This window comes from Pseudomonas sp. GM49 (genome assembly GCF_000282355.1).
In the GTDB taxonomy this organism is placed as follows: Bacteria; Pseudomonadota; Gammaproteobacteria; order Pseudomonadales; family Pseudomonadaceae; genus Aquipseudomonas.
This window is the reverse complement of the sequence record NZ_AKJL01000147.1, coordinates 1-25,489: the sequence shown is the minus strand read 5'-3', so window position 1 is coordinate 25,489 and position 25,489 is coordinate 1. Positions and strand designations below refer to the sequence as shown.

The following is a 25,489-nucleotide window of genomic DNA, read 5'->3' as shown; positions in this document are numbered from 1 at the left end:
TCATGTCCTATGAGTGGTTGACTACACCTTAACCACGGGGCAATACCCTCGCACTCCGGCGCTTGCGGTCAAATTCGAAGCTTTTATCCGGCGGTACGGAACGTGAAATTGATGCGTTGCCCGCCGAGTCTCGGGTGATGGCCATCCTTGATCGGCAACACACCGTGATAACGCAGGCGATCCACACCACCCCAGACCACGATGTCGCCATGCAGCAAGGGAACGCGTTGATTTTTGTCGCTGCGTTTAAAGCCGCCGAACAGGAACATCGCCGGCAAGCCCAGCGATACCGAAACGATGGGGGCGGCGTAGGAATATTCGTCTTTATCTTGATGCAATGACATTTTTGCCCCGGGGATGTAGCGGTTGATCAGGCAGGAGTCTGGCGCAAAATCGGTGAACCCCGCTGCCAGTGCCGCCGCTTGTGCCAGTTGGAGAAACACCTCGGGCATCATTGGCCAGGGCTGACCGGTTTGTGGATCATCAAGGGTGTATCGATAACCGCTGCGGTCAGTGGTCCAGCCGAATGTGCCACAACTGCTCAGGGCTACCGACATGGTGAAGCCGCCGGGCGTGACCATCTGCCGAAACGGCGCGGCCGCCAGCACCGCCTCCAGAGCAGGCAGCAAGCGCTCCAGCCAGGGCAGGGCGAAGCCTCGCAGCACGTATGACTGTTCGCCGATCTGCTCGCGCCTGGGCTGTTGCTCGGGCTCTGCATCGGCAAACAGATCGAAAGTCAGCGGATTCATGGGCTCATAGCGCATCGTGAAAGATGATTCCAAGGGTATGCCGTTTACCGCTGTGCAGGCGACTCACGCCGTGGCGCAGGGTCACGCGGTAGTAACCGCGAGTCCCTTTGACCGGCCGTTGGTTGACCGCAAAGATCAAGCCGTCACCTTTCTTCAGACCTATGACCATCGGGCGTGACTGCATTCGCGGGCGCTGTTCAGTCAGGACAAATTCGCCACCGGTGAAGTCGTTATCCGGGTCCGACAGCAGAATCGCCACTTGCAGCGGAAAAACGTGCTCACCGTACAGATCCTGGTGCAAACAGTTGTAGTCCTGCGGACCATATTGCAGCAATAACGGTGTCGGACGGTTCTGACCGGCGGCATGGCAGCGTTCGATGAAGGCTTGATGAGACTCAGGAAAGCGGCTGGGCAAACCCATCTGTTCATGCCAGCGATTGGCGATGGGCACCAGTCGTGGGTAGAACGCGTTGCGCAAGCGGGCCACAAGTTCCGGTAACGGGTAGCTGAAATACTTGTATTCGCCTCGACCAAATCCGTGGCGAGCCATCACCACGTGGGAGCGAAAAAGCTCGGTTCGAGGGTACAAGGCGCTGACTTGCTCACAAGCCTTGTGGCTCAACAGGGACGGGATGACGGCGTAACCGTCCTGATCAAGTTGCTGTTCCAGCCGGGGCCAGTCCAGCCTGTCCAGATATTGCTCGCTCATTGCCAGGCCTCTTATTGTTGAGGTGGCCAGTCTGGAAGGCAAAGATGAAGCAGGCACTCCGGCGCTTGCGGTCCAATTGCGAGCGGGAGCTGACGTCCATTGTCGCCCCGGTTCGCGTTACAGCGCCTTGCTGACGCTGATTTCGCTGATGACATCGTCCTGTCCATGAATGGCATCCAGCGCTGCCTTGGCTTCTTCGGTGGTGCCGTTTTCAAGCTGGGCAAACTCGAAGCGGCGTTCGCCATTGAGTTTGTATTTGATGACGTACTTGGTCGTTTGGGCCACGGTCGTATCTGCCTGTCTTTTGTTTCGGGTTCGTTGTTCAGCTCAGTTTCGAGCTGGAGCGGCGAATGATTTTGATCGAGTGAGTCAGGGTGGGTTTGCGGGTCACGCTGATAGGGCGACGGTTTACGGTATCGATCGTGATGTTCCAGAAACCGGTGCTAGGGGCGGTGATGCGGGCCGGAAACGTGTCGAATGCACCGCCGTGATAGGTGTGACGGCCGCCATTTTTAAAGCTGCGGAAGTTGGCGTCGTTCATCAAACGGATGTTGCACATTTGGGAGCATTGAATGACGACAATGTCGTCTTCATTGAGGTGCTCGCGCTGATGGATAAATTTCATGAGGCGCCTCCAGAAGGGCTTTTTCTACAAAATCAAAACGATAGCATGGGCGATTGGCGCAGTTTATCAGCCCGAACGCCTTATTATCCGGCCGCTCTGACAATTAAAAACGCTTATTTCACGTTTGATGAGCGATAAAGCAGTTTGTCTCGGAGAAAAATCGCACCTGCGCTGTCCGAGGGTCTTTATTGGAGGATTTGTATGAAGTGGGGTTTGTGGTTGTTGCCGATGGCATTGACGGTGAGTGGTTGTGCGAACGTCTCGGAAATCAACGAGTCCCTGCCGACGATGAACGTGATTTCTGGCAAGAAGCCCCATGAGTACGCGCAATGTCTGAGCGAAAAGCTGGCCGAAAGCCGTGGCGCCTTGCAGATCGAGCCGCACAAGGATGGTTTGCGTGTGATCGTGCCACTCAAGTATTCCTCGGGGCCGTCTGCCGTATTCGACATTGAAGAACGCTCGGGCGGCAGCAGCATCAAGCTGCACGAGAGCATGTCCAATGTCCCGGTACGCCCCATGGACGTACAGAATGCTGCCAACGAGTGCATTTCCGGCTGATAAACTATCGACAATCAGCACCGATGCCGCCCAAGCCTTGCTTTGGCGGCATTGTTATTTCTGGAGTCGACTATGAAGCGAGAGCAGGTCCGGGAACGTCATGCAGAGGGGGTAATCTGCGCCACCCATGTGATTCAGAATCCGGCGGAGCGGGGAGAATGGATCGTGTTTTTCAAGAAAAGCGCCGGGCGCAGCTATTTCCTGGTGGATGACAATGATGAAGTCGAGTCTTTCAGTCGCCTGGATGATCTGATCGATACCGTGCGCGGGCTTGGCATCAAATTCGCCGAAATCCATATGTAGGGCGCGGCGCCTTACTTGCAGATCACCACGACGTTGCGGCTCTTGTAGTTGCCGACGTCGACGCCGAGAGTCTTTTCGCTCTCCCTGAGCGAGGGTGTGCCATCGGTTCCGACAATCCTGTAGCCGGTGCCAGCGCAGGACGCATCGGCTTTTTCGTAGCACGCTGCCCAGGAATTGGCTTCCCCGGAGCAGTCAATGGAAAGACCTTGCTCTCCGTTACCCAGGTAGGTTTCTTTCGACGTTGCGCAGCCACTCAGGGCCAGTATTGCGATCAGAGGCAAAAATTTTTTCATGGCGTGGTCGTCGTCAGGGGGGGGCTAAGGCTGAGACAGCGTCGCAGGCAAAAGGTTATAGCCAAAGGCCACGCCTTTGCATTTATTCATAAAAAAGCCCTGCGCAATGGCAGGGCTTGTCGCATTGGGCGTCGCTCAGCTTTTGTCCTTGCCGCGTCGCTTGGGTTCCGGGTGCTCAAGCTCCAGCACCGAGGCCACTTCGATTGCCAAGGCTTCGGAAGGGAAAGGTCCGGCGATATTTTCACCGGCGACACTGGCTACCCACCATTGACCGTCTTTCTCCTGATTGATCAGGAATCCGTTGACGCTTTTTACTGCCGACATCTGTTTGCCTCGTTGTCTGGTTCAAGCGCGCCATGATACCGCCAAACGCACTCAACGGGTGCCGATGGGCGTATGGTGGGGCGTTCCGGGTCAGTGAAGCCGTGCAATTGCGCAAGTCTCTGCTATGTATAAGAGGTTGCGCAGTGACCTGCGCACTCCCGCAGGGAACTATCGGCAAGATTATTTCTCTATGTTGGCATCGGTTAGCCAGAGCGGGGCATTGTAAGGTGCTCGCCGCCTGATTAGACTGCGCCGAAACTCGTACACGCACAGCCTTACAAGGACTTATATGATCAAGAAATGCTTGTTCCCAGCAGCCGGTTACGGTACTCGCTTCCTGCCAGCGACTAAAGCCATGCCCAAAGAAATGCTGCCGGTGGTGAACAAGCCACTGATCCAGTACGGCGTCGAAGAGGCACTGGATGCCGGCTTGAACGAAATCTCCATCGTCACCGGTCGCGGCAAGCGCGCCCTGGAAGACCACTTCGACATCAGCTACGAGCTGGAAAACCAGATCAAGGGCACCGACAAGGAGAAATACCTGGTCGGCATCCGCCGTCTGCTGGATGAGTGCTCGTTCTCCTACACTCGCCAGACTGAAATGAAAGGTCTGGGTCATGCGATCCTGACCGGTCGTCCGCTGATCGGCGACGAGCCGTTCGCCGTGGTGTTGGCGGATGACCTGTGCGTCAACCTGGAAGGTGACGGCGTACTGAAGCAGATGGTCAAGCTGTACAAGCAGTATCGCTGCACCATCGTCGCGATCATGGAAGTCGACCCGCAAGAAACCAGCAAGTACGGCGTGATTGCCGGCGACCTGATTGGTGACGACCTGTACCGCGTGCGCAACATGGTCGAGAAGCCAAAGCCGGAAGATGCCCCGTCGAACCTGGCGATCATCGGTCGTTACATCATGACGCCGGACATCTTCAGCCTGATCGAACAAACCGAGCCAGGCAAAGGTGGCGAAATCCAGATCACTGACGCCCTGATGAAACAGGCGCAGGATGGTTGCGTGATTGCCTACAAGTTCAAGGGCAAGCGTTTCGACTGCGGCGGCGCTGAAGGCTACATCGACGCGACCAACTTCTGCTTCGAGAACTTCTACAAGACGGGCAAGGCTTACTGATAGCCGGCGGCCTGTTTGTATCGAAAAGCCACCTACGGGTGGCTTTTTCATTTTCCAGCCCCATATCGTCTGCAGCGCTTGCCCCACAAATGTCTACGGGTATGCTGGTCACCTGCCGAGGAGATTGAAAATGGCCTACGATTTTGACCTTTATGTGATTGGTGCCGGTTCCGGCGGTGTGCGGGCTGCGCGGTTTGCCGCCGGGTTTGGCGCGAAAGTAGCCGTGGCCGAGAGCCGCTACCTGGGCGGTACCTGTGTGAACGTCGGCTGTGTGCCGAAAAAATTGCTGGTCTACGGTGCGCATTTCGCCGAAGACTTCGAGCAGGCTTCCGGTTTTGGCTGGAGCCTGGATGAAGCGCAGTTCGACTGGGCGACGCTGATCGCCAACAAAGACCGCGAGATCAATCGCCTCAATGGCATTTATCGCAACCTGCTGGTCAACAGTGGCGTGACCTTGCATGAAGGTCACGCCAGGATCGTCGATCCGCATCAGGTCGAGATCAACGGAGAGCGTTTTACCGCCAAAAATATCCTGATCGCTACCGGCGGCTGGCCGCAGATTCCGGAGATTGCGGGGCATGAGCACGCGATCAGTTCCAACCAGGCGTTCTTCCTCAAAGAGTTGCCCAAGCGTGTGCTGGTGGTCGGCGGTGGCTACATTGCGGTCGAGTTCGCCGGGATTTTCCACGGTCTGGGCGCAGAGACCACGCTGCTGTACCGGGGCGAATTGTTCCTGCGCGGCTTTGACGGTTCCGTGCGCAAACACTTGCAGGAAGAGTTGACCAAGCGCGGCATGGACCTGCAATTCAACGCGGATATCGAGCGCATCGACAAACAGGCCGATGGCAGCCTGAAAGTCACGCTCAAGGATGGCCGCCAGCTGGAAGCCGATTGCGTGTTCTACGCCACGGGGCGTCGTCCGATGCTGGACAATCTCGGGCTGGAAAACACCGGGGTCAAACTCGACAAGAAAGGCTTTGTCGAGGTCGATGAGCAGTACCAGACCGCCGAGCCGTCGATCCTGGCACTGGGCGATGTGATCGGTCGCGTGCAACTGACACCGGTGGCCCTGGCTGAAGGCATGGCGGTTGCGCGACGCCTGTTCAAACCTGAGCAGTATCGTCCGGTGGATTACAAGATGATCCCGACGGCGGTGTTCAGCCTGCCCAACATTGGTACCGTCGGTTTGACCGAAGAAGAGGCCCGCGAAGCCGGCCACGAAGTGGTGATCTACGAAAGCCGCTTCCGGCCGATGAAGTTGACCCTGACTGAATGTCAGGAGCGCACGCTGATGAAGCTGGTAGTGGATGCCAGGACTGACAAGGTGCTGGGCTGTCACATGGTCGGCCCGGATGCCGGTGAAATAGTCCAGGGCCTGGCGATTGCCTTGAAGGCCGGCGCCACCAAGCGCGACTTCGACGAAACCATCGGCGTGCACCCGACGGCCGCCGAAGAGTTCGTCACCATGCGCACGCCGGTCGCCGGTTAATCGTCCTTCGCTGCGTCTGCCGCTGCCGCAAGGGTCGCGGCCAGACGTACGCGTTCTTCCAGATCCGTCCGGGTCCTGGCTAAATCAATTTCCAGTGACTTGTTGATCTGCGACTGTTCATCGACGTTCTGTTTGAGTGCCTGACTTTCCAGCAGGGCGACGCGCAGGCGTTCCTGGAGGAGGGTGCGCTCGCCGTCGACGCGGGTGGCCTGTTCCAGCAACTGATCCTGACGGGTGTTGCTTTGCTTGAGCTGCTCTTGCAGCAGGCTCAGCTCGCGCAGTGTGCCGCGGTTTTCAGTCAACAAGCGTTCATTGTCACGGTGCAATTGGGTGATTTCATCCTGGCGTACCAGAGCGCTTTGTTGTGCCTGGCGCAGTTCCATCTGTAGCTGTTGCACCTGGCCTTCGTGGCGGCTCATTTCCTGTTCGCGCTGTTCCTTGACCGCATTGCGGTAGTGCTCCAGCGCATCGCGAGTGTGCAGGTGCTTTTCCTCGAGGGAGCGGATCTGCTCGTCCTTGTCTTTCAAGCGCAATTCGAAATCCGCCAGCGCCTGGTTCAGCCCGGCGTTGCGGGTTTGCTCCGTTTGCAACATGGCGCGGGTTTCTTGCAGGGCCTCGGACTCCTGGGTCAGCGCCAGGCTCTGAAACTCGTATTGCTGGTGCAGTTCGCTGTTGGCCTCTTGCGCTTCGCTGAGCTGCTTTTCCAGCGTCTTGCGTTGTTCCTCGTACTGCGCGCGGGCCTGGTCGATGGGCTCTTGTGCCTGTTCCTTGAGTCTTTGTGCGAGTCGCGACACCAGCGCCATCAGTTCGTCGTCAATCGGTTCCGCCGGTGCTTCGACCGATTCGTTCCTGACATCGAGTTCCTTGAGGTAGCGATGAATCGTGGTTTTCGAGCCGGTATTGCCCATCTCGATCCGTACGGCATCGATGCTGGGGTTTTCGCCACGGGCGAGGATCGCCAACCGGGCGGCTTGCACCACCGCTTTATTTACACCGCCGCGTGCCATGAGTTCTCCTGTGTTTTGCAATGTGGTACGTACCACGTAAATACACATTGTACCATTCAATTCATGAAATTAAATACTGAATATAACTAACACGGGATATACTGGTATTACCCCGTGTGATCGCAGTTTCGAGGTATTCCTCGCGCGATTTCCGTACACAAACCCTGTAGGAGCGAGCCAGCTCGCGAAAAACCCGAGACCGCCGCGGGGCACCTGCCAACCAGCGTCATCGTTAACGATCATCGTCGGATCTCCGCCCGGAGCTCGCTCCTACAGTCGGTCAAAACAGGTTCATTTCCTATGAGCGATCTGGATCGCTATCTGCAAGCCGCGACTCGCGACAACACCCGTCGCAGTTATCGGGCAGCCATTGAACACTTCGAAGTCACGTGGGGCGGTTTTCTGCCGGCAACCGGTGACAGCGTGGCGCGCTATCTGGTGGCTCATGCCGGCGTGTTGTCGATCAATACGCTGAAACTGCGTTTGTCGGCATTGGCGCAGTGGCACAACAGCCAGGGCTTTGCCGATCCCACCAAGGCGCCGGTGGTGCGCAAGGTGTTCAAGGGCATCCGCGCGCTGCACCCGGCTCAGGAAAAACAAGCCGAACCCTTGCAGCTTAAGCATCTGGAACAGGTGGTCAGTTGTCTGGAGCTGGAAGTCCAAACCGCCAGGGCCGAAGGTGACCGACCGGGATTGCTGCGGGCCAGGCGCGACATGGCGTTGATCCTGCTGGGCTTCTGGCGCGGCTTTCGTAGCGATGAGTTGTGTCGGCTTCAGGTTGAGCATGTGCAGGCAAGTGCCGGTTTCGGCATCAGCCTCTATCTGCCGCGCAGCAAGAGTGATCGCGATAACCTCGGCAAGACGTATCAGACGCCGGCCTTGCAACGCTTGTGTCCGGTGCAGGCTTATATTGACTGGATCACCGAGGCGGCACTGGTGCGTGGGCCGGTGTTCCGTGGCATCGACCGCTGGGGGCATCTGGGCGAGGAGGGACTGCACGCCAACAGTGTGATTCCGCTACTGCGCCAAGCGTTGGCGCGCGCGGGGATTGCCGGCGAGCATTACACCAGTCACTCCTTGCGTCGTGGTTTTGCCACCTGGGCGCATCAGAGTGGCTGGGATTTGAAGTCCCTGATGAGTTATGTAGGCTGGAAGGACATGAAGTCGGCCATGCGTTACATCGAAGTCAGTCCGTTCCTCGGCATGACTCACATCGCCCTGGATCCACGCGATCCATAACAGCTGGCGAAGCCTGCTGCTACAAAAAATCCTGGATACCGTTTTCTTCTATTAATACAGTCGGCTAATAGCGAAAGCCAATCAGCAGCATGAGGTTTGCCAATGAGCCAACCGTCCGTCGAGTGAGTAAAGTTCTCTCCATCAACTTCTTAACCCCTGACGGAGAGTCAACGATGCCTATCATCAACAGCCAAGTTAAACCGTTCAAAGCTGACGCATTCAAAAATGGCGACTTCGTAAAAGTCTCGGACGCTGACCTGAAAGGCAAGTGGTCTGTAGTGTTCTTCTACCCGGCCGACTTCACCTTCGTGTGCCCGACCGAGCTGGAAGACCTGGCAGACAACTACGACGCATTCCAGAAACTGGGCGTCGAGATCTACAGCGTTTCCACCGACACCCACTTTGCCCACGCTGCCTGGCACAACACTTCGCCAGCCATCGGCAAAATCCAATACACCATGATCGGCGACCCGACCCACGCCATCTCCCGCAACTTCGACGTGCTGATCGAAGAAGCAGGTCTGGCTGACCGTGGCACCTTCGTAATCAACCCGGAAGGCCAGATCAAGATCGTTGAACTGAACGACGGCGGTGTAGGCCGTGACGCTTCCGAGCTGCTGCGCAAAATCAAGGCTGCCCAGTACGTCGCTGCTCACCCTGGCCAGGTTTGCCCTGCCAAGTGGAAAGAAGGCGAGGCCACTCTGGCGCCGTCCCTGGACCTGGTCGGCAAGATCTAAGTCTGTGATCGCTTCATCAGGGCGGAACTCCGCACCTGTTCGGTAAGCTGCACCGCCCAATAAAAACGCCCGGGCGAGATTCGCTCGGGCGTTTTTTTATGCCTGCTTTATATGAAACAGCAAAAGGAAATCGCCCGTATGTTGGACACCAATCTTAAAGCCCAGTTGAAATCGTACCTGGAACGGGTCACCCAGCCGATCGAGATCGTTGCTTCCCTCGACGACGGTGCGAAATCCCAGGAAATGCTCGAACTGTTGAAAGACGTTGCCGGTCTTTCCACCCAGATTACTTTGCTCGACAACGGTGATGATGCACGCAAGCCATCGTTCTCGATCAATCGCCCGGGAGCCGACATCAGCCTGCGTTTTGCCGGCATCCCCATGGGCCATGAATTCACTTCGCTGGTGCTGGCCTTGCTGCAAGTCGGCGGTCATCCGTCCAAGGCCAGTGTCGAGGTGATCGAACAGATTCGCTCGCTCAAAGGCGAGTTCAACTTCGAGACTTACTTCTCGCTGTCGTGTCAGAACTGCCCGGACGTGGTCCAGGCCCTGAACCTGATGGCGGTGCTGAACCCGAACATTCGCCACGTCGCCATCGACGGCGCGCTGTTCCAGGCTGAAGTCGATGATCGCCAGATCATGGCCGTGCCAAGCATTTATCTGAATGGCGTGAATTTCGGCCAGGGCCGCATGGGCCTGGAAGAAATCCTCGCCAAAATCGACACCAGCGGCATCGAACGCCAGGCCGAGAAAATCAGCGCCAAGCAAGCCTTTGATGTGCTGGTGGTCGGCGGTGGCCCCGCTGGTGCTTCGGCGGCAATCTATGCGGCCCGCAAGGGCATTCGCACCGGTGTCGCGGCGGAGCGTTTTGGTGGGCAGGTGCTGGACACCATGGCCATCGAGAACTTTATCTCGGTGCAGGAAACCGAAGGGCCGAAACTGGCCGTGGCCCTGGAAGAGCACGTCAAGCAATACGACGTGGACATCATGAACCTGCAACGTGCCGACAAACTGGTGCCCGGCAAAAATGGCGAGCTGCACCAGATTCACTTCGCCAGCGGTGCATCGCTGAAAGCCAAAACCGTGATTCTGGCGACCGGTGCGCGGTGGCGTGAAATGAATGTTCCGGGCGAGCAGCAATACCGCAACAAAGGCGTGGCGTACTGCCCGCACTGCGACGGTCCACTGTTCAAGGGCAAGCGCGTAGCGGTGATTGGCGGCGGCAATTCCGGCGTCGAAGCGGCCATCGACCTGGCCGGTATCGTGTCCCATGTCACGCTGCTGGAATTCGATGTGCAGTTGCGTGCCGATGCGGTATTGCAGCGCAAATTGCACAGCTTGCAGAACGTCACCGTGATCACCAGTGCGCAAACCACTGAAGTCACCGGCGACGGTCAGAAGGTCAACGGTCTGCGCTACAAGGACCGTCAGAGTGACGAATTGCGCAGCGTGGAACTGGAAGGGATCTTTGTGCAGATCGGTCTGCTGCCGAACACCGATTGGCTCAAGGGCACGATCGAATTGTCACCGCGTGGCGAGATCATCGTTGACGCTCGCGGTGAAACGTCGGTGCCGGGTGTGTTCGCCGCCGGCGACGTGACCACTGTGCCATACAAGCAGATCGTGATCGCGGTGGGCGAGGGCGCCAAAGCTTCTCTCAGTGCCTTCGATCACTTGATCCGCACGTCCGCCCCGGCATAAACCCCGGCGCTGAAAACACAAAACCCCTGTAGGAGCGAGCTCGCTCGCGATGGTCGTCAACGATAACGCTGGTTGGCAGATGCCCCGCGGTGTTCTCCGGGTTATCGCGAGCAAGCCCGCTCCCACAAGGGGATTTGCGGTGTGGCTTAAAGTGGAGCTGGCTGGATGATCTCGACCCAGTAGGCGTCCGGGTCCTTGATGAATGCCAGGCTCTTCATGCGGCCGTCGCTCAAGCGTTTCTGGAAATCGCAGCCCAGTGCTTCAAAGCGCTCGCAAGCGGCGACGATATCCGGCACCGAGATGCAGATGTGGCCGAAACCGCGCGGGTCGGTGTTGCCATTGTGGTAGGCGAAATCCGCATCGTTCTCGGTGCCGTGGTTGTGGGTCAGTTCCAGAATGCCGGGGATCGATTTCATCCACTCGGTGCGCGCGGCGGCATCGGCCGGGATCTGGTTTTTGTCCACCAGCGCCAGGAAATACAGGCTGAACTCGGCTTCCGGGAAATCGCGTTTTTCCACCAGGGTAAAACCCAGGATGCGTGTGTAGAAGTCCAGGGACCTGGTGATGTCCTTGACCCGCAGCATGGTGTGGTTGAAGACAAATTTCTGTGTAGCGGCGTCCGGTTGGGCGGTGACGCCGGGGAAGGTGTTCAATTCGTGCAGGCTCATGGGCCCTCCGGGAAATATGTGGGCTAACGAATGGCGACAATGATACGCAAGGGTTCGGACATCACCAAACCCAAACAGTCGGCTATTGCCTGACAGCCGGCCTGGGCCCAGACTTTACGGCTTGATCCTTGAGTGCCCATTGCAATGATTCGATTCCGTAAACTGCTGTTCATCCTGCTAAGCGTGCTTTCGGTGGTGGGCGCCGCTCGTGCCGATGCGCCGGTGGTGACCTGGCCGGAAGGCTGGCAGGTCGAAGTCGTGCCTGAATCGGCGCCGGGAGTCAGCCGCCAGCGGGCGGTGAAAAATGATCAGAATGGCTCGCCGGTCATGGTGATGGAGCTGACCATGAGTCAGGTGCAAAGCGATCATCAGGTGAACCTTGAAGGCGTATTGCTGGAGATGCGCAAGTCAGTACAAAAAGACTTCTTTCAGGGCGGGTACCAAAGTGTTTGCACGCGAATACATTCGACTACGTTGAGTCGTTTGGTTGCGCTGGAAACAACCTGCACCATCACGCAAAACGGCAGGCATGTGCTTTCTCAAACATTGGTGGCCGCGGTGGATGCCGATAAGGCCTATGTTCTTTCCTACGCAGGGCAGGCCGAGGCTTATAAGGCGAGCCAGGAGGAAATAGACGCTGCCCGTAACAGCTTGAAACTTTAGTAAGCGACAGTGCTTTTTCGATGCATGAAGAAAATTTTAGATACCCAAATGGATTAAGCACAAAGTTGTTGGCTGTTAGGTAATTGTCCGGCGCCTGCCCTCCGGCATTTAGATAGCCCATGAAAAAGCCCTGCATGAGCAGGGCTTTTTTGTCGCTGCGAGAGTTAGCCGCGCAGCCAGGAATCAACGGTGGCTGCACCGTACTGTTCTTTCCAGGCTTTCAGGCCGCGGTGGTTGCCGCCCTTGGTTTCAATCAGCTCGCCGGTGTGCGGGTTCTGATAAACCTTGACCACACGGGCACGACGGGTTTTAGGTGCGATTGCCTGCTGCAGGCCGGATTTTGCCGGGTTCGGATCGAGAATGGCGATGATATCGCGCAGGCTCTTGCCATAGGTTTTCATCAAACCCTGGAGCTTTTCTTCGAATTCGATTTCTTTCTTGAGCCCGGCATCGTTCTTCAAGGATTCCAACTGCTTGAGCTGTTCTTGAAGGGCCTTTTCGGCTGCACGGAATTCAGCGAGTCTGGACAATATCTTTACTCCAATAGTGTGTTTGGCTGATACCAACCGCAAACAAAGCTATAAGCCAAGAGCCTTGAAGCGACTCGGTGATAGTGGCTCACCTGCCAATTTAGCGCAGGCATGGAAAATTGTAGTAGTTAATTGGCCAAGAGTAAATCCTGGCTTTTTCTTCATGTAACGACAGTAGTGTTTTGATTCAAATTGGTGCGTGTAATCGCTGTTTTGTCGGTTAAATCCGCTAGTTAATGGTTGCTTAATGCACTAATGAATTCAGCACCCGGCATGGGTTTGCCGAACAGATAACCTTGCAGGAAGTTGACCCGATGTACGCTCAGGTAATCGCTCTGCTCACGGGTTTCGACTCCTTCGGCCACCAGGGCAAGGTCGAGCTTGACCGCCAGTTCGATGATGCTGTCCAGGATGTGGCTGGAGAGTGTGTCGATGCCGATCATGGCGACAAAACTCTGGTCGATTTTCAGAAAATCGACATTGAACTGCCGCAGGTAGCCAAGGCTTGAGTGACCCGTGCCGAAGTCGTCGATGGCGATTTTCACGCCCAGTTCGCGAAGTTGCTCGAACAATTGCAGGGTAATGGCCGTGGGCTCGATCAGTTCACGCTCGGTCAGTTCCAGCACCAGATAAATCGAGCCCGGTTCGAATGCATTGAGAAACTCGCGACAATCCTTGATCAGCTCCAGGTCCTGGCAATGGCTGGCGGTGATGTTGATGCCGATGTGGAACGGTTTGTTGAATCTGGCGGATTGCGGCGCGAGCAGGGCGGCGGTTTGACGCATCAGCGAGCGGGTCATCGGCACGATCAATCCTGAATGCTCGGCAAACGGGATGAACAGGTCCGGACGCACCAGGCCTTCCTTCGGATGTTTCCAGCGCATCAGCACTTCAGCGCCGGACCAGCTTTTGCTGTCCCCATGTACTACGGGCTGGAAATACGGAATGAACTCTGCAGCTTCCAGTGCCCGTTGCATTTCCTGAGTGGGTGCCGATGAGCGCTTTTGCAGGACATGACCAATTGAACCGGCAATCACACCGAAGAAAATCAACAGGCTGAACAGCGGTGGATACTCGTTGCTCATGTATCGCCAGGTTTCGCCTTCGGGGAAGCCGGCTTGCACCGCATAGGCATAGCGCCCGGAGGTCAATCGACTTTGCGCAACGGGCAGTTCGGGCGCAGCGTCCCTGTGTACCTTGCCGTCGGCGGACATCCAGTCCGGGCCAACTTGCAGCAATAGCATGGTCTTGCGGCCTATCAGGCGCAGAATATTGCTCAAGTGATAACCATCGACGGTCGCCAGCGCACCTTTTTTGCCTTCGCTCAGCCGGTACACCAGCACGGCGGTGTCGGGCGTCACCGCATTGCCGCTCATGAGCCATAAGGCGCCCTGGGTGTATTCACCGGGCTTGACCTTTTCCTGATAGTCGCCGAACAACGAGCTGCAGTAGAGGTTGTTGTCCCACGCCAGATTGGTTGATCGCACGAATGGGCGACGAGTGACCTGCTCGCGCAGAGACAAGTTGACGTCGCCACAACTTTGACCGGCCAGCGGCAGCAGTTCGCGAGTGGCCTGGGCGGTGTTGTCGAGCATCAAGTCGAACTGGCGAATCGCTTCTTCGGCGGTTTGCTCGGTGCTTTGCTTCAGCGCATGGCCCGCTTGCATGTAAAGAATGGCGGCCCCCAGCAACACCGGGAGCAATCCACTGATCAGAGTGACAGCAACTTTTGTGCTGCGACTGCGGGTTTTGGCTTTCAGTGGCATTCGCGAGTCCTGTCACGAAGAAGTAAGGCTCTCAATTGATGGCAGGGTAAAAACGCCTCCCATGAAGAGTTAGGGTATGGGCTATGATAGTTGGCCGTTGACGGTTATGCCGCTCAACGCAAATCAAGGCTTTCGGCCAGTTTGATAAAGGCCAGCGTCGCGGGTGATGCCTGGCGTCGATCGAGTACCGCCAGGCCAACCTGGCGCAACACCGCCGGCGACAGCTGTTTTTTCACACAGCGGCTGTCAAATTGATTGGGCAATGAACCTTCGGCAACCACCGTCACCCCGTCACCCCGAGCGACGACATCCAGGGTGCTGATCAACTGCGAGCAGCGATAACGGATGTTGGGCGTCAGTCGGGCCGCGGTGAACAGGCGTGAAACCAGCTCCGAAGAACCGGCCTCGGTCAGCACAAACGGAAAATCGCATAGATCCTTCAGGCTCAGGCTGTTGTGACCCGCCAGCGGGTGGCCAGCGGGCAGTAGCGCGACCATCTGGTCTTCGATCAGCGCGACCGTGTCGAAACGCTCCTCGGGCAACACCACAAAGCCGATGTCGATCCGTCGCTCTTCCAGCCACTGCAGCACCTGGCGGTCGGGGCCTTCGTCGATATGCACCTCGATACCGGGATGGGCGGCGCGGTACTGCTGCAGGATCAACGGCAACAATTTGATCGATGAGGTCGGGCCGAAGGAGCCGATACGCAACGTGCCGCGTTTCATGCCCCTTGCATCGGCCGCTTCCTGGCGCAGGGTGTTGGCCAGGCCCAGCATCGCCCGGGCGCGCAGCAACAACTGCTGGCCAATGTCGCTCAGCTCGACCTGGGATTGATGCCGGCGCAACAGTTCGACACCCAACTCCAGCTCCAGGGACTTCAAGGCATGGGACACCGCCGATTGGGAGATTCCCAGGCGATTGGCCGCTGCCGTGAAGCCGCGCAGTTCGGCCACGAGGGAGAAAATCTCCAGTTGAGTGAGGGTCATGAGTGTTTACTCATTTTACGATGACTGGGTATTAGCCGAATGATACGTCATCTCTCCGACATCCGGCCCTGGAATCTATGACGATCTGCGAGCAAACCCTGTCAAAACCATCTGATCTGCCGGTGTATCTGAAACTGGCTGGGGTCACCATGGTTTGGGGTGGTACCTTCGTTGCCGGACGCTTTCTGGCCGACAGTCTCAGCCCGCTGCTGGCGGCCAGCCTGCGGTTTTTACTGGCCAGCGTGGCGTTGCTGTTGTTTTTACGCGTGGCGCGGATACCACTGCTCCGGCCCAGCGCCCGGCAATGGCGGCAATTGCTGTTGCTTGGCTTTTTCGGGATCTTCTTTTACAACCTGTGCTTCTTTTATGGCCTGCAATACATCAACGCTTCACGGGCGTCCTTGATTGTGGCGCTGAATCCGGCGGTGATCGGCATGGCCTCCTGGCTGCTGTTCAAGGAGCGTTTGAACCGGGCGAAAGTCGCCGGTATTGCGATCTGCATCGCGGGCGCGAGCATGGTGATCGTCAGTCGCAACCCGCAATTACTGGCCGGCGGTGTCGATGCCGGTGCTGGTGCCTGGCTCGGTGATCTGCTGATTTTCGGCTGCGTCCTCGGCTGGGCTGTCTACTCGCTGTTCTCCAGAGAGCTGAACCAGACCCTGGGGCCGGTGCAAACGGTGACCTGGTCGATTCTGCTGGGCACCGTCATGCTCTGGATGACCTGCATTGTCCGCGGCGAGGCGAGTGTCACCGCGATTGCCCACCTGGGTGCGCCGCAATGGTTGAGTCTTTTGTACCTGGGTGTGCTGGGGTCGGCGCTGGCGTACATTGGCTACTACGACGGCATCCGCAAAATCGGCGCGACGCGTTCCGGGGTGTTCATTGCCTTGAACCCGTTGACAGCAGTGATCCTTGGCGCGCTGCTGCTGGATGAACCGCTGACGCTGGCCATGTGCCTGGGTGGCGGGCTGATTCTGGCGGGGATTTTCCTCTGCAACAAACCCCTTGCGCGAGCATGGAAAAAGGGGATTTGATACAGAAGGCGGACAAACTCATTTACGCTGTGTAGAATCGGTTTACGCATACAATAATAATCGTCTTCTGGCAGCAGAAGCCTCGCCCGCAAGAGCCTTGGGTCGACAATGAAGATATTCGGGTTTCAACTGATCTACGGTGATTTTCTCGCCCGCAGCGTGCGGGGCATCTCCTGTGCGCCACCCACCGGTCTCAGCATTGCTTACAACTAACCTTAGTTAATTGATAAAAAATGATGAGGCGCCAACCATGGCAGGTTTATACGAAAACCCAATGGGCCTGATGGGCTTTGAATTCATCGAGCTTGCATCGCCGACCCCGAACACCCTGGAGCCGATCTTCGAGATCATGGGTTTCACCAAGGTGGCGACCCACCGTTCCAAGGACGTGCACCTGTATCGCCAGGGCGCGATCAACCTGATCCTCAACAACGAACCCCACAGCGTGGCCTCGTACTTCGCGGCCGAGCACGGTCCGTCGGTGTGCGGCATGGCGTTTCGCGTCAAGGATTCGCAGAAGGCCTACAAGCGTGCCCTGGAACTCGGCGCCCAGCCGATTCACATTGAAACCGGTCCGATGGAGCTGAACCTGCCGGCGATCAAAGGCATCGGCGGCGCGCCGCTGTACCTGATCGACCGTTTCGGTGAAGGCAGCTCGATCTATGACATCGACTTCGTGTTCATCGAAGGCGTTGACCGTCACCCGGTCGGTGCCGGCCTGAAGATCATCGATCACCTGACCCACAACGTGTATCGCGGTCGCATGGCCTACTGGGCCAACTTCTACGAGAAGCTGTTCAACTTCCGCGAAATCCGCTACTTCGACATCAAAGGCGAATACACCGGCCTGACCTCCAAGGCCATGACCGCACCCGATGGCATGATCCGCATCCCGCTCAACGAAGAGTCGTCCAAGGGCGCCGGGCAGATCGAAGAGTTCCTGATGCAGTTCAACGGCGAGGGCATCCAGCACGTTGCTTTCCTGTCCGATGACCTGCTCAAGACCTGGGATCACCTGAAAAGTATCGGCATGCGTTTCATGACCGCGCCGCCGGACACCTACTACGAAATGCTCGAAGGCCGCTTGCCGAACCACGGCGAGCCGGTGGGCGAACTGCAAGCACGGGGTATTTTGCTGGACGGTTCGTCCGAGTCGGGCGACAAGCGTCTGCTGCTGCAGATCTTCTCGGAAACCCTGATGGGGCCGGTGTTCTTCGAGTTCATCCAGCGCAAGGGCGACGACGGTTTCGGCGAAGGCAACTTCAAGGCGCTGTTCGAATCCATCGAGCGTGACCAGGTTCGTCGTGGCGTTCTCTCCACCGACTAAACCGTTACACCGATAAAACTGTGGGAGCGAGCAAGCTCGCTCCCACATTTGTTTTTGCGTGGCCTTAAGCTCTGCGCTGTCGGACCAAGTGCTTGAACCCTTCGAACATCAGCACCAGCACGGCCATCCAGATCGGGATGTACGTCAGCCATTCGCCGGCCTTGATACTCTCTCCCAGCAGCAACGCCACGCCCAGCAGCAGCACCGGTTCGACGTAGCTCAACAGGCCGAACAGGCTGAACGGCAGCAGGCGGCTGGCAATGATGTAGACCACCAGCGCCGACGCGCTGATCACGCCGAGCATCGGAATCAACAGCGACAACCATGGATGCTGGTCAAACACACCGAAACCTTGTGCGCCACTCTGAACGAACCATAAGGCCACCGGCAGCGTCAACGCCATGTCCAGCCACAAACCGCCGAGATTGTCCGCCGCCAGCCGTTTGCGCACGACGAAGTAGGTCGGATAACCAATGCAGACCAGCAAGGTCGCCCAGGAAAAACCACCGACCTGATACACCTCGTTGATCACGCCCAGGCAGGCGAACACCACGGCGATTTTTTGCAGATAGGACAGGCGTTCGCCATAGGCGAGGCGGCCGGTCAGGACCATGGTCAGCGGTAACAGGAAATAACCGAGTGATACGTCGAGGCTGTAGCCGTTGAGCGGCGCCCACATGAACAGCCACAGTTGCACGCCGAGCAGGGCAGAGGAGGCGATCAGCCCGCCAATCAGTTTCGGGTTGGCCATGGCGCGCCGCACAATTTCGAGCACGCGTTTCCATTCCCCGGACCACACCATGAACACGGTCATGCAGGGCACGGTCAGCAGCATGCGCCAACCGAAGATTTCCACGCCGCTCAAGGGGGTGAGCAGCGACGTGTAGTAATACATGACGGCAAACAGCACCGAGGCTGAAACCGATAGAGCGATACCTTTAGACAAGCTGTCCTCGCGATGTTGAAGGTGAAACAGGGGGGGCGGAGGATACGTGGTTTTCGGGCCGAATACTGACCAATCAATCAACACAGTCTGAATGTAGGAGCGAGCTTGCTCGCGATGGTGGGTCAGTTGACATCCATGTAGCTGACCCACCATCGCGAGCAAGCTCGCTCCTACAGAGGTTTTGTGTTTTTTCAGGTGTTGCGAGGTGTACGCCCCGACACAAAATGGCTCACATCATTGAACCCCGGTGTCGACGCATGTCCCGGCGTCACCAGCGAATCGATGAACGCCTCGTCCTGCGCCGTGATCTTCACCGCCTGCGCCTTAGTGTAGGCGTCCCACTGCGCCTCGGTGCGCGGCCCGACAATGGCTGAGGTGACTGCGCTGTTGTTCAGCACCCAGGCAATCGCGAACTCGACGATGCCGACACCGCGTTCCTGGGCGTATTGCTGGATTTGCTGGGCAATACGCAGGGATTCGACGCGCCATTCGGTTTCCAGGATGCGTTTGTCCTGGCGTCCGGCACGGCTGTTGGCGTCCGGTTGCACATCCGGCGCGTACTTGCCGCTGAGTACCCCGCGCGCCAGCGGGCTGTAGGGCACCACGCCCAGACCGTAGTTTTGTGCAGCCGTGATCTGCTCGGTTTCGGCCTGGCGGTTGACGATGTTGTACAGCGGCTGGCTGATTACCGGCCGGTCGACCCCCAACTTGTCGGCCACGCGAATCACTTCAGCGATACGCCAGCCACGGTAGTTCGACAGACCCCAATAGCGGATTTTGCCCTGGCGAATCAGATCGCCTATGGCCGATACCGTGACTTCCAGCGGCGTATTGTGGTCTTCGCGGTGCAGGTAATAAATGTCGAGGTAGTCGGTGCCCAGGCGGGTCAGGCTCGCATCGATGCCGTTGAACAGGTGCTTGCGGCTCAGGCCGCTGCGGTTGGGGATGCCGTCCACGGGACCGAAGCCGACTTTGGTGGCCAGCACCCATTCATGACGGCGGCTGGCGATGGCCTCGCCGACGATTTCCTCGGAACGACCGTTGGTGTAGACGTCGGCGGTGTCGATGAAATTGATGCCCTGGTCCCAGGCCTTGTCGATGATTCGCAGGGAATCTTCGGTGCTGGTCTGTTCGCCGAACATCATGGTGCCCAGGGTCAGGGTGGACACCTGCAGACCCGAATGACCCAGTGTGCGATAGCTCATGAGCAAATCCTTTTACCAGTGGGAAAGGCTCAATCAGATACCAGAACAGTCGCATGGATCAAACAGAAATATCGAACACGCCGGGATCAAACTGTGGGAGCGAGCTTGCTCGCGATGGCGGCGCATCAGTCAGCATTAATGTCGCTGACACACCGCTATCGCGAGCAAGCTCGCTCCTACAGGGGGGGCGGTGATCAGGCGCGCAGGGTGCGTGTCATGCGCAACGCCAGCAGACTGCCGCAGACAATCACACCCGCCAGCAGGTACAGCGCCGCATCGGTCGAACCGGTGCTGTCCTTGACCCAACCCACCAGATACGGGCTGAGGAAGCCGGCCATCTGTCCCATCGAGTTGATTAGCGCCAGGCCACCCGCAGCGGCGCCGGCACTGAGCAGGGCGGTCGGCACCGGCCAGAACATCGGCAGGCCGGTGAGGGCGCCCATGGTGGCGATGGTCAGGCCGAGAATGGCGATGGCCGGGTTGGCGGCGAAGTTCACAGCGATCAGCAGGCCCAGCGCCCCCATCAACATCGGCACCACCAAATGCCAGCGACGTTCTTTGCGCAAGTCCGCCGAGCGGCCAACCATCAGCATGAACACCGCTGCCAGCAGGTACGGAATCGCACTGAGCCAGCCGATTACCAGGTTATCGTTGAAGCCCAGGTTCTTGATGATCGATGGCAGCCAGAAGTTGATCGCGTACACACCACTCTGGATGCAGAAGTAGATCAGGCCGAAGGCCCAGATCGCCGGGTTCTTGAACACCGCCAGCAGCGAATCAGTCGTGGTTTTCGGTTTGTTGGCCAGATCGAAGGCGTGGTCGGCTTCCAGCACCGAACGTTCGAACGGGGTCAGCCATTTGGCATTGGCGTAACTGTCGCTGAGCAGGAAATAAGCCAGCGCACCGAGGATCACGGTTGGAATGCCTTGCAGCAGGAACATCCACTGCCAGCCAGAGAGACCGCCCTGGCCTGCGGCGAAGTGGTTGAGAATCCAGCCAGAGAACGGGCTACCCAACAGACCGGATACCGGAATCGCCGACATGAACAGCGCCATGATGCGGCCCCGGCGGAAGGTCGGGAACCATTGCGAGAGATACAACACCACGCCCGGGAAGAACCCGGCTTCGGCGGCGCCGGTGAACAGACGCAGGGTATAGAACTCGGTCGGGGTGGTGACGAACAGCAGGCAGGTCGACAGCATGCCCCAGGTGATCATCATCAGCGCGATCCAGCGCCGCGGGCCGAACCTGGTCAGGGCCAGGTTGCTTGGCACGCCGCACAGTACGTAACCGATAAAGAAGATGCCAGCACCGAGGCCGTACACGGTTTCGCTGAATTTCAGTGCGTCGAGCATCTGCAGCTTGGCAAATCCAACGTTTACCCGGTCGAGGTAGTTGAACAGATAGCAGATGAAAATGAAGGGGATCAAACGCAGGGTAATGCGTTTGTAGACGGCGTTTTTGTCGTCAGCGATGGCGTCGGACGCTACGGCGCTCTGTGTCATGGCGGCTCTCTCTTTATTATGATTTTTTGCGATGCAAAGGGTAACGTTGATCGCCAGGAGAGTCTCGACCACCCTCAGGGTGGCTGTCTTTGTGCCTGAGCACAGGGTTTGCAACCAAGGCCTGTGCGGGTGAACAACCCGTTCCATCACCGTCTTCAAGGATCACTTGCATGTTCGAACTCGATCACGACCTGGCCCAGGACATCGTCGACCGGGCGATGGCCATCCTGCCGTACAACGTCAACGTCATGGACAGCCAGGGCCTGATCCTGGGCAGCGGCGAGCCGGAGCGGGTCAACACCCGGCATGAAGGCGCGCAACTGGTATTGGCCAACGGCCGCGTGGTGGAGATCGATGCGCAGACTGCGATTCATCTCAAGGGCGTGCAACCGGGCATCAACCTGCCGTTGTTGCTTGATCAGCGCCTGATCGGTGTACTGGGTATCACCGGCGAGCCCGAGCAACTGCGCACCTACGCCGAACTGGTGCGCATGACCGCCGAAATGCTGGTGGGCCAGCGCAACCAGCAGGCCGAACAGCAATGGCGGCGCCAGCGCTGCGATGATTTGCTGGCGTTGCTACTCAGCGAAGCCGGGGATTCTCCGCGACTGGTCGATGAAGCGCAGCAGTTGGGCCTCAAGCCACAGATGACCCGAGTGCCGTACCTTTTCGAGCTGGGCCTGGAGCACGCACCCGGGCAAACGGTCGAGGCACTCAGTGCCTGGTTGACGAGCCGGTACCCCGACAGTTGGTGCGTGAGCTCAGCCAAAACCTCGCTGCTCTGGTGCCGGCCGGCCAGCCAGTCGGTCGAGAACGAGCGCTTGCTGGACAAACTCGACGGCCTGGGCTGGAACATCCTGCGCATAGCCGTGGGTGGTCAGGCCGATGGGCTGGCGGGTTTGCGCCGCTGCTATCGCCGGGTCGGTGACTTGCTGGCCTACGGTCGAGATGTGTTGCCGCGCTCCAGATTGCTGACGCTGACCCGCTATCGGCTACCGGTGATGCTCTGGCGCCACCGCAACGACGACGCCCTCGACGAATTGCTCAACCCGCTGCGCAAGGTCATCGCCAGGGACAGCAATGGTCAGTTGCTGGCGACCCTGCGCAGTTGGTGCGAACACGACGGCCAGAGCCAGGCCTGCGCCGATGCCCTGGGCATTCATCGCAACAGCCTGCGTTATCGAATGGAACGGATTGCCGAACTGAGTGGGGTTGATCCCTTGCGACTCGACGGAATGCTTGCGCTGTACCTCGGCGTGCAACTGCTCCCCGAGTCAGACTCAATTTCGTGAGCGACAAAATCCCCCTGTAGGAGCGAGCTTGCTCGCGAAAAACCAGAGGACGCCGCGGTAAGTCTGATTTCCCGCGTCATCGTTACCCTCCATCGCGAGCAAGCTCGCTCCTACAGGTGAAACGTCTACCTCGGGTTTTGTGGAAATGAACAATAATCCTCAAAGCCGCTTGTGCAGCGGACCGGCGTTATTGTTCATGCCTGCTGGCAGCATGGGGACATTGGAACTGGAGAATTCCCATGAAAATCGTGATCGCCCCCGATTCGTTCAAGGACAGCCTCAGCGCTCAAGGCGTGGCCGATGCCATCGCGTTGGGGCTGGCGCAGGTGTGGCCGGATGCTCAATTGATCAAATGCCCGATGGCCGACGGTGGGGAAGGGACTGTCGAGTCGATCCTGGCCGCGTGCGAAGGCGAACAGCGCCGCACCCTGGTTCGCGGGCCGCTGGGGCCGACGGTGGATGCTGCCTGGGGCTGGTTGCCGCAGAGCCACACCGCGATCATCGAGATGGCCGAGGCCAGCGGTTTGCAGTTGGTCCCGGTGGCTCAACGGGATGCGTGCATCAGCAGTACCTTTGGCACCGGACAATTGATCCGTGCCGCGCTGGATGCCGGTGCACAACGGGTGATCCTGGCGATTGGCGGCAGTGCGACCAATGACGGCGGCGCCGGTGCCATGCAGGCCTTGGGCGTGAAACTGCTGGACGCTCAGGGGCAGACGCTGTCACCGGGCGGCCTCGCCCTTGGGCAATTGGCCCGCGTCGACCTGAGCGAGATTGATCCGCGTCTGGCGCAGGTACGCTTCGACATCGCGGCTGACGTCAACAACCCGCTGTGCGGCCCCCACGGAGCCTCGGCGATTTTCGGCCCGCAAAAAGGCGCCTCGCCCGCGCAGGTCGAACTTCTGGACCGCGCCCTCGGACACTTTGCCGACCATTGCGCGACTGCCTTGAACAACGACGTGCGCGACGAACCGGGCAGCGGCGCGGCGGGTGGCCTGGGGTTTGCCGCCAAAGCGTTCCTGGGCGCGCAGTTCAAGGCCGGGGTCGAGGTGGTTGCCGAACTCGTGGGCCTGGCCGACGCCGTTGCAGGCGCCGATCTGGTGATCACCGGCGAAGGGCGTTTCGATGCCCAAACCTTGCGCGGCAAGACGCCGTTTGGTGTGGCGCGTGTCGCCAGGCAGCACGACGTGCCGGTCATCGTCATTGCCGGCACGCTGGGCGACGGTTATCAGGCGCTCTATGAACATGGCATCGACGCTGCGTTTGCCCTGGCGAGCGGGCCGATGACTCTGGAACGGGCTTGTGCCGAAGCACCGCGCTTGCTGCGTGAGCGGGCGAGTGATGTGGCGCGGGTGTGGCGGGTGGCCAGGGCCCAGGTGCGGATCGGGCCCGAAGAATAAAGGGCATCCCTGCAATAGTGGCGCATTTCCTGATTTGAGATAGGGTTGAGGCTGGAGCACCCGCGCGACAGGAGAAAGACATGCGCTATTCAGCCTTGACTCAACGAATCGCCGGTGACGGAGCGGCGGCCTGGCAGATTCACGATCGAGCGCTGGCGTTGCGTGAGCAGGGCGTCGATGTCTTGCTGCTGTCGATCGGTGACCCGGATTTCGACACGCCGCAACCGATTGTCCAGGCGGCCATTGCCAGCCTGTTGGCCGGTGATACGCACTATCCTGAAGTGCGCGGCAGTCGAGGGCTGCGCGACAGCATTGCCCGCCGGCATCGGCACCGTAGCGGTCAGGCGGTGGATGCAGAACATGTGATCGTCTTTCCAGGCGCGCAGTGCGCTGTGTATTCGGTGGCGCAATGCCTGCTCGATCCGGGCGATGAAGTGATAGTCGCCGAGCCGATGTACGTGACTTATGAAGGCGTGATCGGCGCTTGTGCGGCCACAGTGGTCCCGGTGCCAGTGCGTCCGCAGAACGGGTTTCGCGTCGACCCGGCGGATGTCGCGGCACGGATCACGCCGAAAACACGCGCCATCCTGCTCAACAGTCCGAACAATCCATCCGGCGCCAGTTTGTCCCTGGCGAGCTGGCAGGAGCTGGCGGCGCTGTGCATTCGCCATGATTTGTGGCTGATCAGCGATGAGGTCTACAGCGATCTGCTGTACGAGGGTGAGCACATCAGTCCGGCGAGTCTGCCGGGCATGGCCGAACGGACGGCGACGATCAACAGCCTGTCCAAGTCCCACGCCATGAGCGGCTGGCGAGTGGGCTGGGTGATCGGGCCCAAACCCATGGCCGGGCATCTGGTCAACTTGTCGCTCAGCATGTTGTTCGGTATCCCGGATTTCGTGCAGAACGCCGCGCAGTTGGCGCTGGACCGGGACCTGCCGGAAGTGGCCTCGATGCGCGAAGAGTATCGCCAGCGTCGTGACCTGGTGTGTGCAAGTCTCGATCATTGCGCCGGTCTGCGGGCGATCCGCCCCGATGGCGGCATGTTCGTGATGGTCGATGTGCGCCCCACCGGGTTGTCGGCCCAGCATTTCGCCGAGCGGCTGCTGGAAGGGTACGGCGTGTCGGTATTGGCCGGTGAAGCCTTCGGGCCGAGTGCGGCGGGGCATATCCGCATCGGCCTGGTGGTCGATCGGCCGAAACTGGCGGATGCCTGCCGGCGCATCGTGCTGTGTGCCACGGACCTGCTCGAAGCACGCCGCGCCTGATGCCACCACTCGGCCTGTAGCAGCTGGCTTCGCCAG

The 25,489-nt window shown here is 58.7% G+C and carries 27 protein-coding genes; 13 read left to right on the top strand and 14 right to left on the bottom strand.

Annotated features, from left to right (window positions below):
* Window positions 1-83: 83 nt before the first annotated feature.
* The 4 genes from alkB to PMI29_RS15620 all read right to left on the bottom strand — a co-directional run bounded on the left by alkB (window position 84) and on the right by PMI29_RS15620 (window position 2,083).
* Window positions 84-764: a DNA oxidative demethylase AlkB gene (gene alkB, locus PMI29_RS15610; protein WP_007997838.1), complete on the bottom strand. Its 681-nt coding sequence runs from the start codon at window positions 762-764 to the stop codon at window positions 84-86.
* The gene (locus PMI29_RS15615; protein WP_007997836.1) at window positions 754-1,458 is read right to left on the bottom strand and encodes a 2OG-Fe(II) oxygenase; all 705 of its coding nucleotides are present in this window, start codon (window positions 1,456-1,458) and stop codon (window positions 754-756) included. The genes alkB and PMI29_RS15615 overlap by 11 nt, the downstream gene beginning before the upstream one ends.
* 117 nt (window positions 1,459-1,575) lie before the next feature.
* The gene (locus tag PMI29_RS32275) at window positions 1,576-1,743 is read right to left on the bottom strand and encodes a hypothetical protein (RefSeq protein WP_007997834.1); all 168 of its coding nucleotides are present in this window, start codon (window positions 1,741-1,743) and stop codon (window positions 1,576-1,578) included.
* A 37-nt stretch (window positions 1,744-1,780) separates the two neighbouring features.
* Window positions 1,781-2,083: a DUF1883 domain-containing protein gene (locus PMI29_RS15620; RefSeq protein ID WP_007900033.1), complete on the bottom strand. Its 303-nt coding sequence runs from the start codon at window positions 2,081-2,083 to the stop codon at window positions 1,781-1,783.
* 201 nt (window positions 2,084-2,284) lie between these two features.
* Here PMI29_RS15620 and PMI29_RS15625 point away from each other — a divergent pair, with 201 nt between their 5' ends.
* A complete protein-coding gene (locus PMI29_RS15625; protein ID WP_007997832.1) occupies window positions 2,285-2,641 on the top strand; it encodes a hypothetical protein in 357 nt (118 codons plus the stop codon).
* Between the two features lie 72 nt (window positions 2,642-2,713).
* Window positions 2,714-2,944, top strand: a complete 231-nt coding sequence (locus PMI29_RS15630; protein ID WP_007997830.1) for a hypothetical protein — start codon at window positions 2,714-2,716, stop codon at window positions 2,942-2,944.
* A gap of 11 nt (window positions 2,945-2,955) precedes the next feature.
* Here PMI29_RS15630 and PMI29_RS15635 read toward each other — a convergent pair whose 3' ends face one another.
* Both PMI29_RS15635 and PMI29_RS15640 read right to left on the bottom strand, forming a co-directional pair.
* Window positions 2,956-3,237 (bottom strand): hypothetical protein, encoded by a 282-nt coding sequence (locus PMI29_RS15635; RefSeq protein ID WP_007997829.1) that lies wholly within the window; start codon window positions 3,235-3,237, stop codon window positions 2,956-2,958.
* A 135-nt stretch (window positions 3,238-3,372) separates the two neighbouring features.
* Window positions 3,373-3,561, bottom strand: a complete 189-nt coding sequence (locus PMI29_RS15640; RefSeq protein ID WP_007985505.1) for a hypothetical protein — start codon at window positions 3,559-3,561, stop codon at window positions 3,373-3,375.
* Between the two features lie 289 nt (window positions 3,562-3,850).
* Here PMI29_RS15640 and galU point away from each other — a divergent pair, with 289 nt between their 5' ends.
* Both galU and gorA read left to right on the top strand, forming a co-directional pair.
* A complete protein-coding gene (galU, locus tag PMI29_RS15645) occupies window positions 3,851-4,690 on the top strand; it encodes a UTP--glucose-1-phosphate uridylyltransferase GalU (RefSeq protein ID WP_007975949.1) in 840 nt (279 codons plus the stop codon).
* Window positions 4,691-4,820: 130 nt separating this feature from the next.
* Window positions 4,821-6,179, top strand: a complete 1,359-nt coding sequence (gene gorA, locus PMI29_RS15650) for a glutathione-disulfide reductase (RefSeq protein WP_007997827.1) — start codon at window positions 4,821-4,823, stop codon at window positions 6,177-6,179.
* Here the strand turns inward: gorA and PMI29_RS15655 are convergent.
* Window positions 6,176-7,186 carry a DNA-binding protein gene (locus PMI29_RS15655; protein WP_007997825.1) on the bottom strand — a complete coding sequence of 337 codons (1,011 nt, stop codon included), beginning with the start codon at window positions 7,184-7,186 and terminating at the stop codon, window positions 6,176-6,178. The genes gorA and PMI29_RS15655 overlap by 4 nt on opposite strands.
* A 300-nt stretch (window positions 7,187-7,486) precedes the next feature.
* Between PMI29_RS15655 and PMI29_RS15660 the strand changes: the two genes are divergently transcribed.
* The 3 genes from PMI29_RS15660 (at window position 7,487) to ahpF (ending at window position 10,863) form a co-directional block, all read left to right on the top strand.
* Entirely contained in the window at window positions 7,487-8,425 is a 939-nt protein-coding gene (locus PMI29_RS15660) for a site-specific integrase (RefSeq protein ID WP_007997823.1), read from the top strand.
* Window positions 8,426-8,598: 173 nt separating this feature from the next.
* Window positions 8,599-9,162, top strand: a complete 564-nt coding sequence (gene ahpC / locus PMI29_RS15665; RefSeq protein WP_007975937.1) for an alkyl hydroperoxide reductase subunit C — start codon at window positions 8,599-8,601, stop codon at window positions 9,160-9,162.
* 138 nt (window positions 9,163-9,300) lie between these two features.
* Window positions 9,301-10,863 carry an alkyl hydroperoxide reductase subunit F gene (gene ahpF, locus PMI29_RS15670; RefSeq protein WP_007997821.1) on the top strand — a complete coding sequence of 521 codons (1,563 nt, stop codon included), beginning with the start codon at window positions 9,301-9,303 and terminating at the stop codon, window positions 10,861-10,863.
* 146 nt (window positions 10,864-11,009) lie between these two features.
* Here ahpF and gloA read toward each other — a convergent pair whose 3' ends face one another.
* The gene (gene gloA / locus PMI29_RS15675; protein ID WP_007997820.1) at window positions 11,010-11,531 is read right to left on the bottom strand and encodes a lactoylglutathione lyase; all 522 of its coding nucleotides are present in this window, start codon (window positions 11,529-11,531) and stop codon (window positions 11,010-11,012) included.
* A gap of 144 nt (window positions 11,532-11,675) precedes the next feature.
* On the opposite strand from gloA, the gene PMI29_RS15680 reads away from it, so the two are divergent.
* Window positions 11,676-12,194 carry a DUF4946 domain-containing protein gene (locus tag PMI29_RS15680; protein WP_007997819.1) on the top strand — a complete coding sequence of 173 codons (519 nt, stop codon included), beginning with the start codon at window positions 11,676-11,678 and terminating at the stop codon, window positions 12,192-12,194.
* A 164-nt stretch (window positions 12,195-12,358) separates the two neighbouring features.
* On the opposite strand, the gene PMI29_RS15685 is transcribed toward PMI29_RS15680, so the two are convergent.
* From PMI29_RS15685 to PMI29_RS15695, 3 genes are all read right to left on the bottom strand, one after another.
* Window positions 12,359-12,724 (bottom strand): histone-like nucleoid-structuring protein, MvaT/MvaU family, encoded by a 366-nt coding sequence (locus tag PMI29_RS15685; RefSeq protein ID WP_007997818.1) that lies wholly within the window; start codon window positions 12,722-12,724, stop codon window positions 12,359-12,361.
* Between the two features lie 233 nt (window positions 12,725-12,957).
* A complete protein-coding gene (locus PMI29_RS15690; RefSeq protein WP_007997817.1) occupies window positions 12,958-14,490 on the bottom strand; it encodes an EAL domain-containing protein in 1,533 nt (510 codons plus the stop codon).
* Window positions 14,491-14,603: 113 nt separating this feature from the next.
* Entirely contained in the window at window positions 14,604-15,476 is an 873-nt protein-coding gene (locus PMI29_RS15695) for a LysR family transcriptional regulator (protein WP_007997816.1), read from the bottom strand.
* 77 nt (window positions 15,477-15,553) lie between these two features.
* Here PMI29_RS15695 and PMI29_RS15700 point away from each other — a divergent pair, with 77 nt between their 5' ends.
* Both PMI29_RS15700 and hppD read left to right on the top strand, forming a co-directional pair.
* Window positions 15,554-16,510, top strand: a complete 957-nt coding sequence (locus PMI29_RS15700) for a DMT family transporter (RefSeq protein WP_007997815.1) — start codon at window positions 15,554-15,556, stop codon at window positions 16,508-16,510.
* A 250-nt stretch (window positions 16,511-16,760) separates the two neighbouring features.
* Window positions 16,761-17,837: a 4-hydroxyphenylpyruvate dioxygenase gene (gene hppD, locus PMI29_RS15705; protein ID WP_007997814.1), complete on the top strand. Its 1,077-nt coding sequence runs from the start codon at window positions 16,761-16,763 to the stop codon at window positions 17,835-17,837.
* A gap of 64 nt (window positions 17,838-17,901) precedes the next feature.
* On the opposite strand, the gene rarD is transcribed toward hppD, so the two are convergent.
* The 3 genes from rarD to PMI29_RS15720 form a co-directional block, all read right to left on the bottom strand.
* The gene (gene rarD, locus PMI29_RS15710) at window positions 17,902-18,783 is read right to left on the bottom strand and encodes an EamA family transporter RarD (protein WP_033052362.1); all 882 of its coding nucleotides are present in this window, start codon (window positions 18,781-18,783) and stop codon (window positions 17,902-17,904) included.
* Between the two features lie 191 nt (window positions 18,784-18,974).
* A complete protein-coding gene (locus PMI29_RS15715) occupies window positions 18,975-19,988 on the bottom strand; it encodes an aldo/keto reductase (RefSeq protein ID WP_007997812.1) in 1,014 nt (337 codons plus the stop codon).
* A 194-nt stretch (window positions 19,989-20,182) separates the two neighbouring features.
* Window positions 20,183-21,493, bottom strand: coding sequence for an MFS transporter (locus PMI29_RS15720; RefSeq protein ID WP_007997811.1), 1,311 nt, complete (start codon window positions 21,491-21,493; stop codon window positions 20,183-20,185).
* A 170-nt stretch (window positions 21,494-21,663) separates the two neighbouring features.
* Between PMI29_RS15720 and PMI29_RS15725 the strand changes: the two genes are divergently transcribed.
* The 3 genes from PMI29_RS15725 (at window position 21,664) to PMI29_RS15735 (ending at window position 25,453) form a co-directional block, all read left to right on the top strand.
* Window positions 21,664-22,785 (top strand): sugar diacid recognition domain-containing protein, encoded by a 1,122-nt coding sequence (locus PMI29_RS15725; protein WP_007997810.1) that lies wholly within the window; start codon window positions 21,664-21,666, stop codon window positions 22,783-22,785.
* A 239-nt stretch (window positions 22,786-23,024) separates the two neighbouring features.
* Entirely contained in the window at window positions 23,025-24,185 is a 1,161-nt protein-coding gene (locus PMI29_RS15730; RefSeq protein WP_007997809.1) for a glycerate kinase, read from the top strand.
* 80 nt (window positions 24,186-24,265) lie between these two features.
* The gene (locus PMI29_RS15735; RefSeq protein ID WP_007997808.1) at window positions 24,266-25,453 is read left to right on the top strand and encodes a pyridoxal phosphate-dependent aminotransferase; all 1,188 of its coding nucleotides are present in this window, start codon (window positions 24,266-24,268) and stop codon (window positions 25,451-25,453) included.
* Window positions 25,454-25,489 lie beyond the last annotated feature (36 nt).

What these genes read in the sequence shown, in the direction of transcription:
- PMI29_RS15620 (WP_007900033.1), bottom strand. Translation starts at nt 2,083, where the DNA reads ATGAAATTTATCCATCAGCGCGAGCACCTCAATGAAGACGACATTGTC.
- PMI29_RS15700 (WP_007997815.1), top strand. Translation starts at nt 15,554, where the DNA reads ATGACGATCTGCGAGCAAACCCTGTCAAAACCATCTGATCTGCCGGTG.
- PMI29_RS15660 (WP_007997823.1), top strand. Translation starts at nt 7,487, where the DNA reads ATGAGCGATCTGGATCGCTATCTGCAAGCCGCGACTCGCGACAACACC.
- PMI29_RS15655 (WP_007997825.1), bottom strand. Translation starts at nt 7,186, where the DNA reads ATGGCACGCGGCGGTGTAAATAAAGCGGTGGTGCAAGCCGCCCGGTTG.
- alkB (WP_007997838.1), bottom strand. Translation starts at nt 764, where the DNA reads ATGCGCTATGAGCCCATGAATCCGCTGACTTTCGATCTGTTTGCCGAT.
- gorA (WP_007997827.1), top strand. Translation starts at nt 4,821, where the DNA reads ATGGCCTACGATTTTGACCTTTATGTGATTGGTGCCGGTTCCGGCGGT.
- PMI29_RS15715 (WP_007997812.1), bottom strand. Translation starts at nt 19,988, where the DNA reads ATGAGCTATCGCACACTGGGTCATTCGGGTCTGCAGGTGTCCACCCTG.
- PMI29_RS15635 (WP_007997829.1), bottom strand. Translation starts at nt 3,237, where the DNA reads ATGAAAAAATTTTTGCCTCTGATCGCAATACTGGCCCTGAGTGGCTGC.
- PMI29_RS15695 (WP_007997816.1), bottom strand. Translation starts at nt 15,476, where the DNA reads ATGACCCTCACTCAACTGGAGATTTTCTCCCTCGTGGCCGAACTGCGC.
- PMI29_RS15725 (WP_007997810.1), top strand. Translation starts at nt 21,664, where the DNA reads ATGTTCGAACTCGATCACGACCTGGCCCAGGACATCGTCGACCGGGCG.
- PMI29_RS15735 (WP_007997808.1), top strand. Translation starts at nt 24,266, where the DNA reads ATGCGCTATTCAGCCTTGACTCAACGAATCGCCGGTGACGGAGCGGCG.
- galU (WP_007975949.1), top strand. Translation starts at nt 3,851, where the DNA reads ATGATCAAGAAATGCTTGTTCCCAGCAGCCGGTTACGGTACTCGCTTC.
- hppD (WP_007997814.1), top strand. Translation starts at nt 16,761, where the DNA reads ATGGCAGGTTTATACGAAAACCCAATGGGCCTGATGGGCTTTGAATTC.
- PMI29_RS15680 (WP_007997819.1), top strand. Translation starts at nt 11,676, where the DNA reads ATGATTCGATTCCGTAAACTGCTGTTCATCCTGCTAAGCGTGCTTTCG.
- PMI29_RS15720 (WP_007997811.1), bottom strand. Translation starts at nt 21,493, where the DNA reads ATGACACAGAGCGCCGTAGCGTCCGACGCCATCGCTGACGACAAAAAC.
- PMI29_RS15630 (WP_007997830.1), top strand. Translation starts at nt 2,714, where the DNA reads ATGAAGCGAGAGCAGGTCCGGGAACGTCATGCAGAGGGGGTAATCTGC.
- ahpF (WP_007997821.1), top strand. Translation starts at nt 9,301, where the DNA reads ATGTTGGACACCAATCTTAAAGCCCAGTTGAAATCGTACCTGGAACGG.
- ahpC (WP_007975937.1), top strand. Translation starts at nt 8,599, where the DNA reads ATGCCTATCATCAACAGCCAAGTTAAACCGTTCAAAGCTGACGCATTC.
- PMI29_RS15640 (WP_007985505.1), bottom strand. Translation starts at nt 3,561, where the DNA reads ATGTCGGCAGTAAAAAGCGTCAACGGATTCCTGATCAATCAGGAGAAA.
- PMI29_RS15730 (WP_007997809.1), top strand. Translation starts at nt 23,025, where the DNA reads ATGAAAATCGTGATCGCCCCCGATTCGTTCAAGGACAGCCTCAGCGCT.
- PMI29_RS15615 (WP_007997836.1), bottom strand. Translation starts at nt 1,458, where the DNA reads ATGAGCGAGCAATATCTGGACAGGCTGGACTGGCCCCGGCTGGAACAG.
- PMI29_RS15625 (WP_007997832.1), top strand. Translation starts at nt 2,285, where the DNA reads ATGAAGTGGGGTTTGTGGTTGTTGCCGATGGCATTGACGGTGAGTGGT.
- PMI29_RS15690 (WP_007997817.1), bottom strand. Translation starts at nt 14,490, where the DNA reads ATGCCACTGAAAGCCAAAACCCGCAGTCGCAGCACAAAAGTTGCTGTC.
- gloA (WP_007997820.1), bottom strand. Translation starts at nt 11,531, where the DNA reads ATGAGCCTGCACGAATTGAACACCTTCCCCGGCGTCACCGCCCAACCG.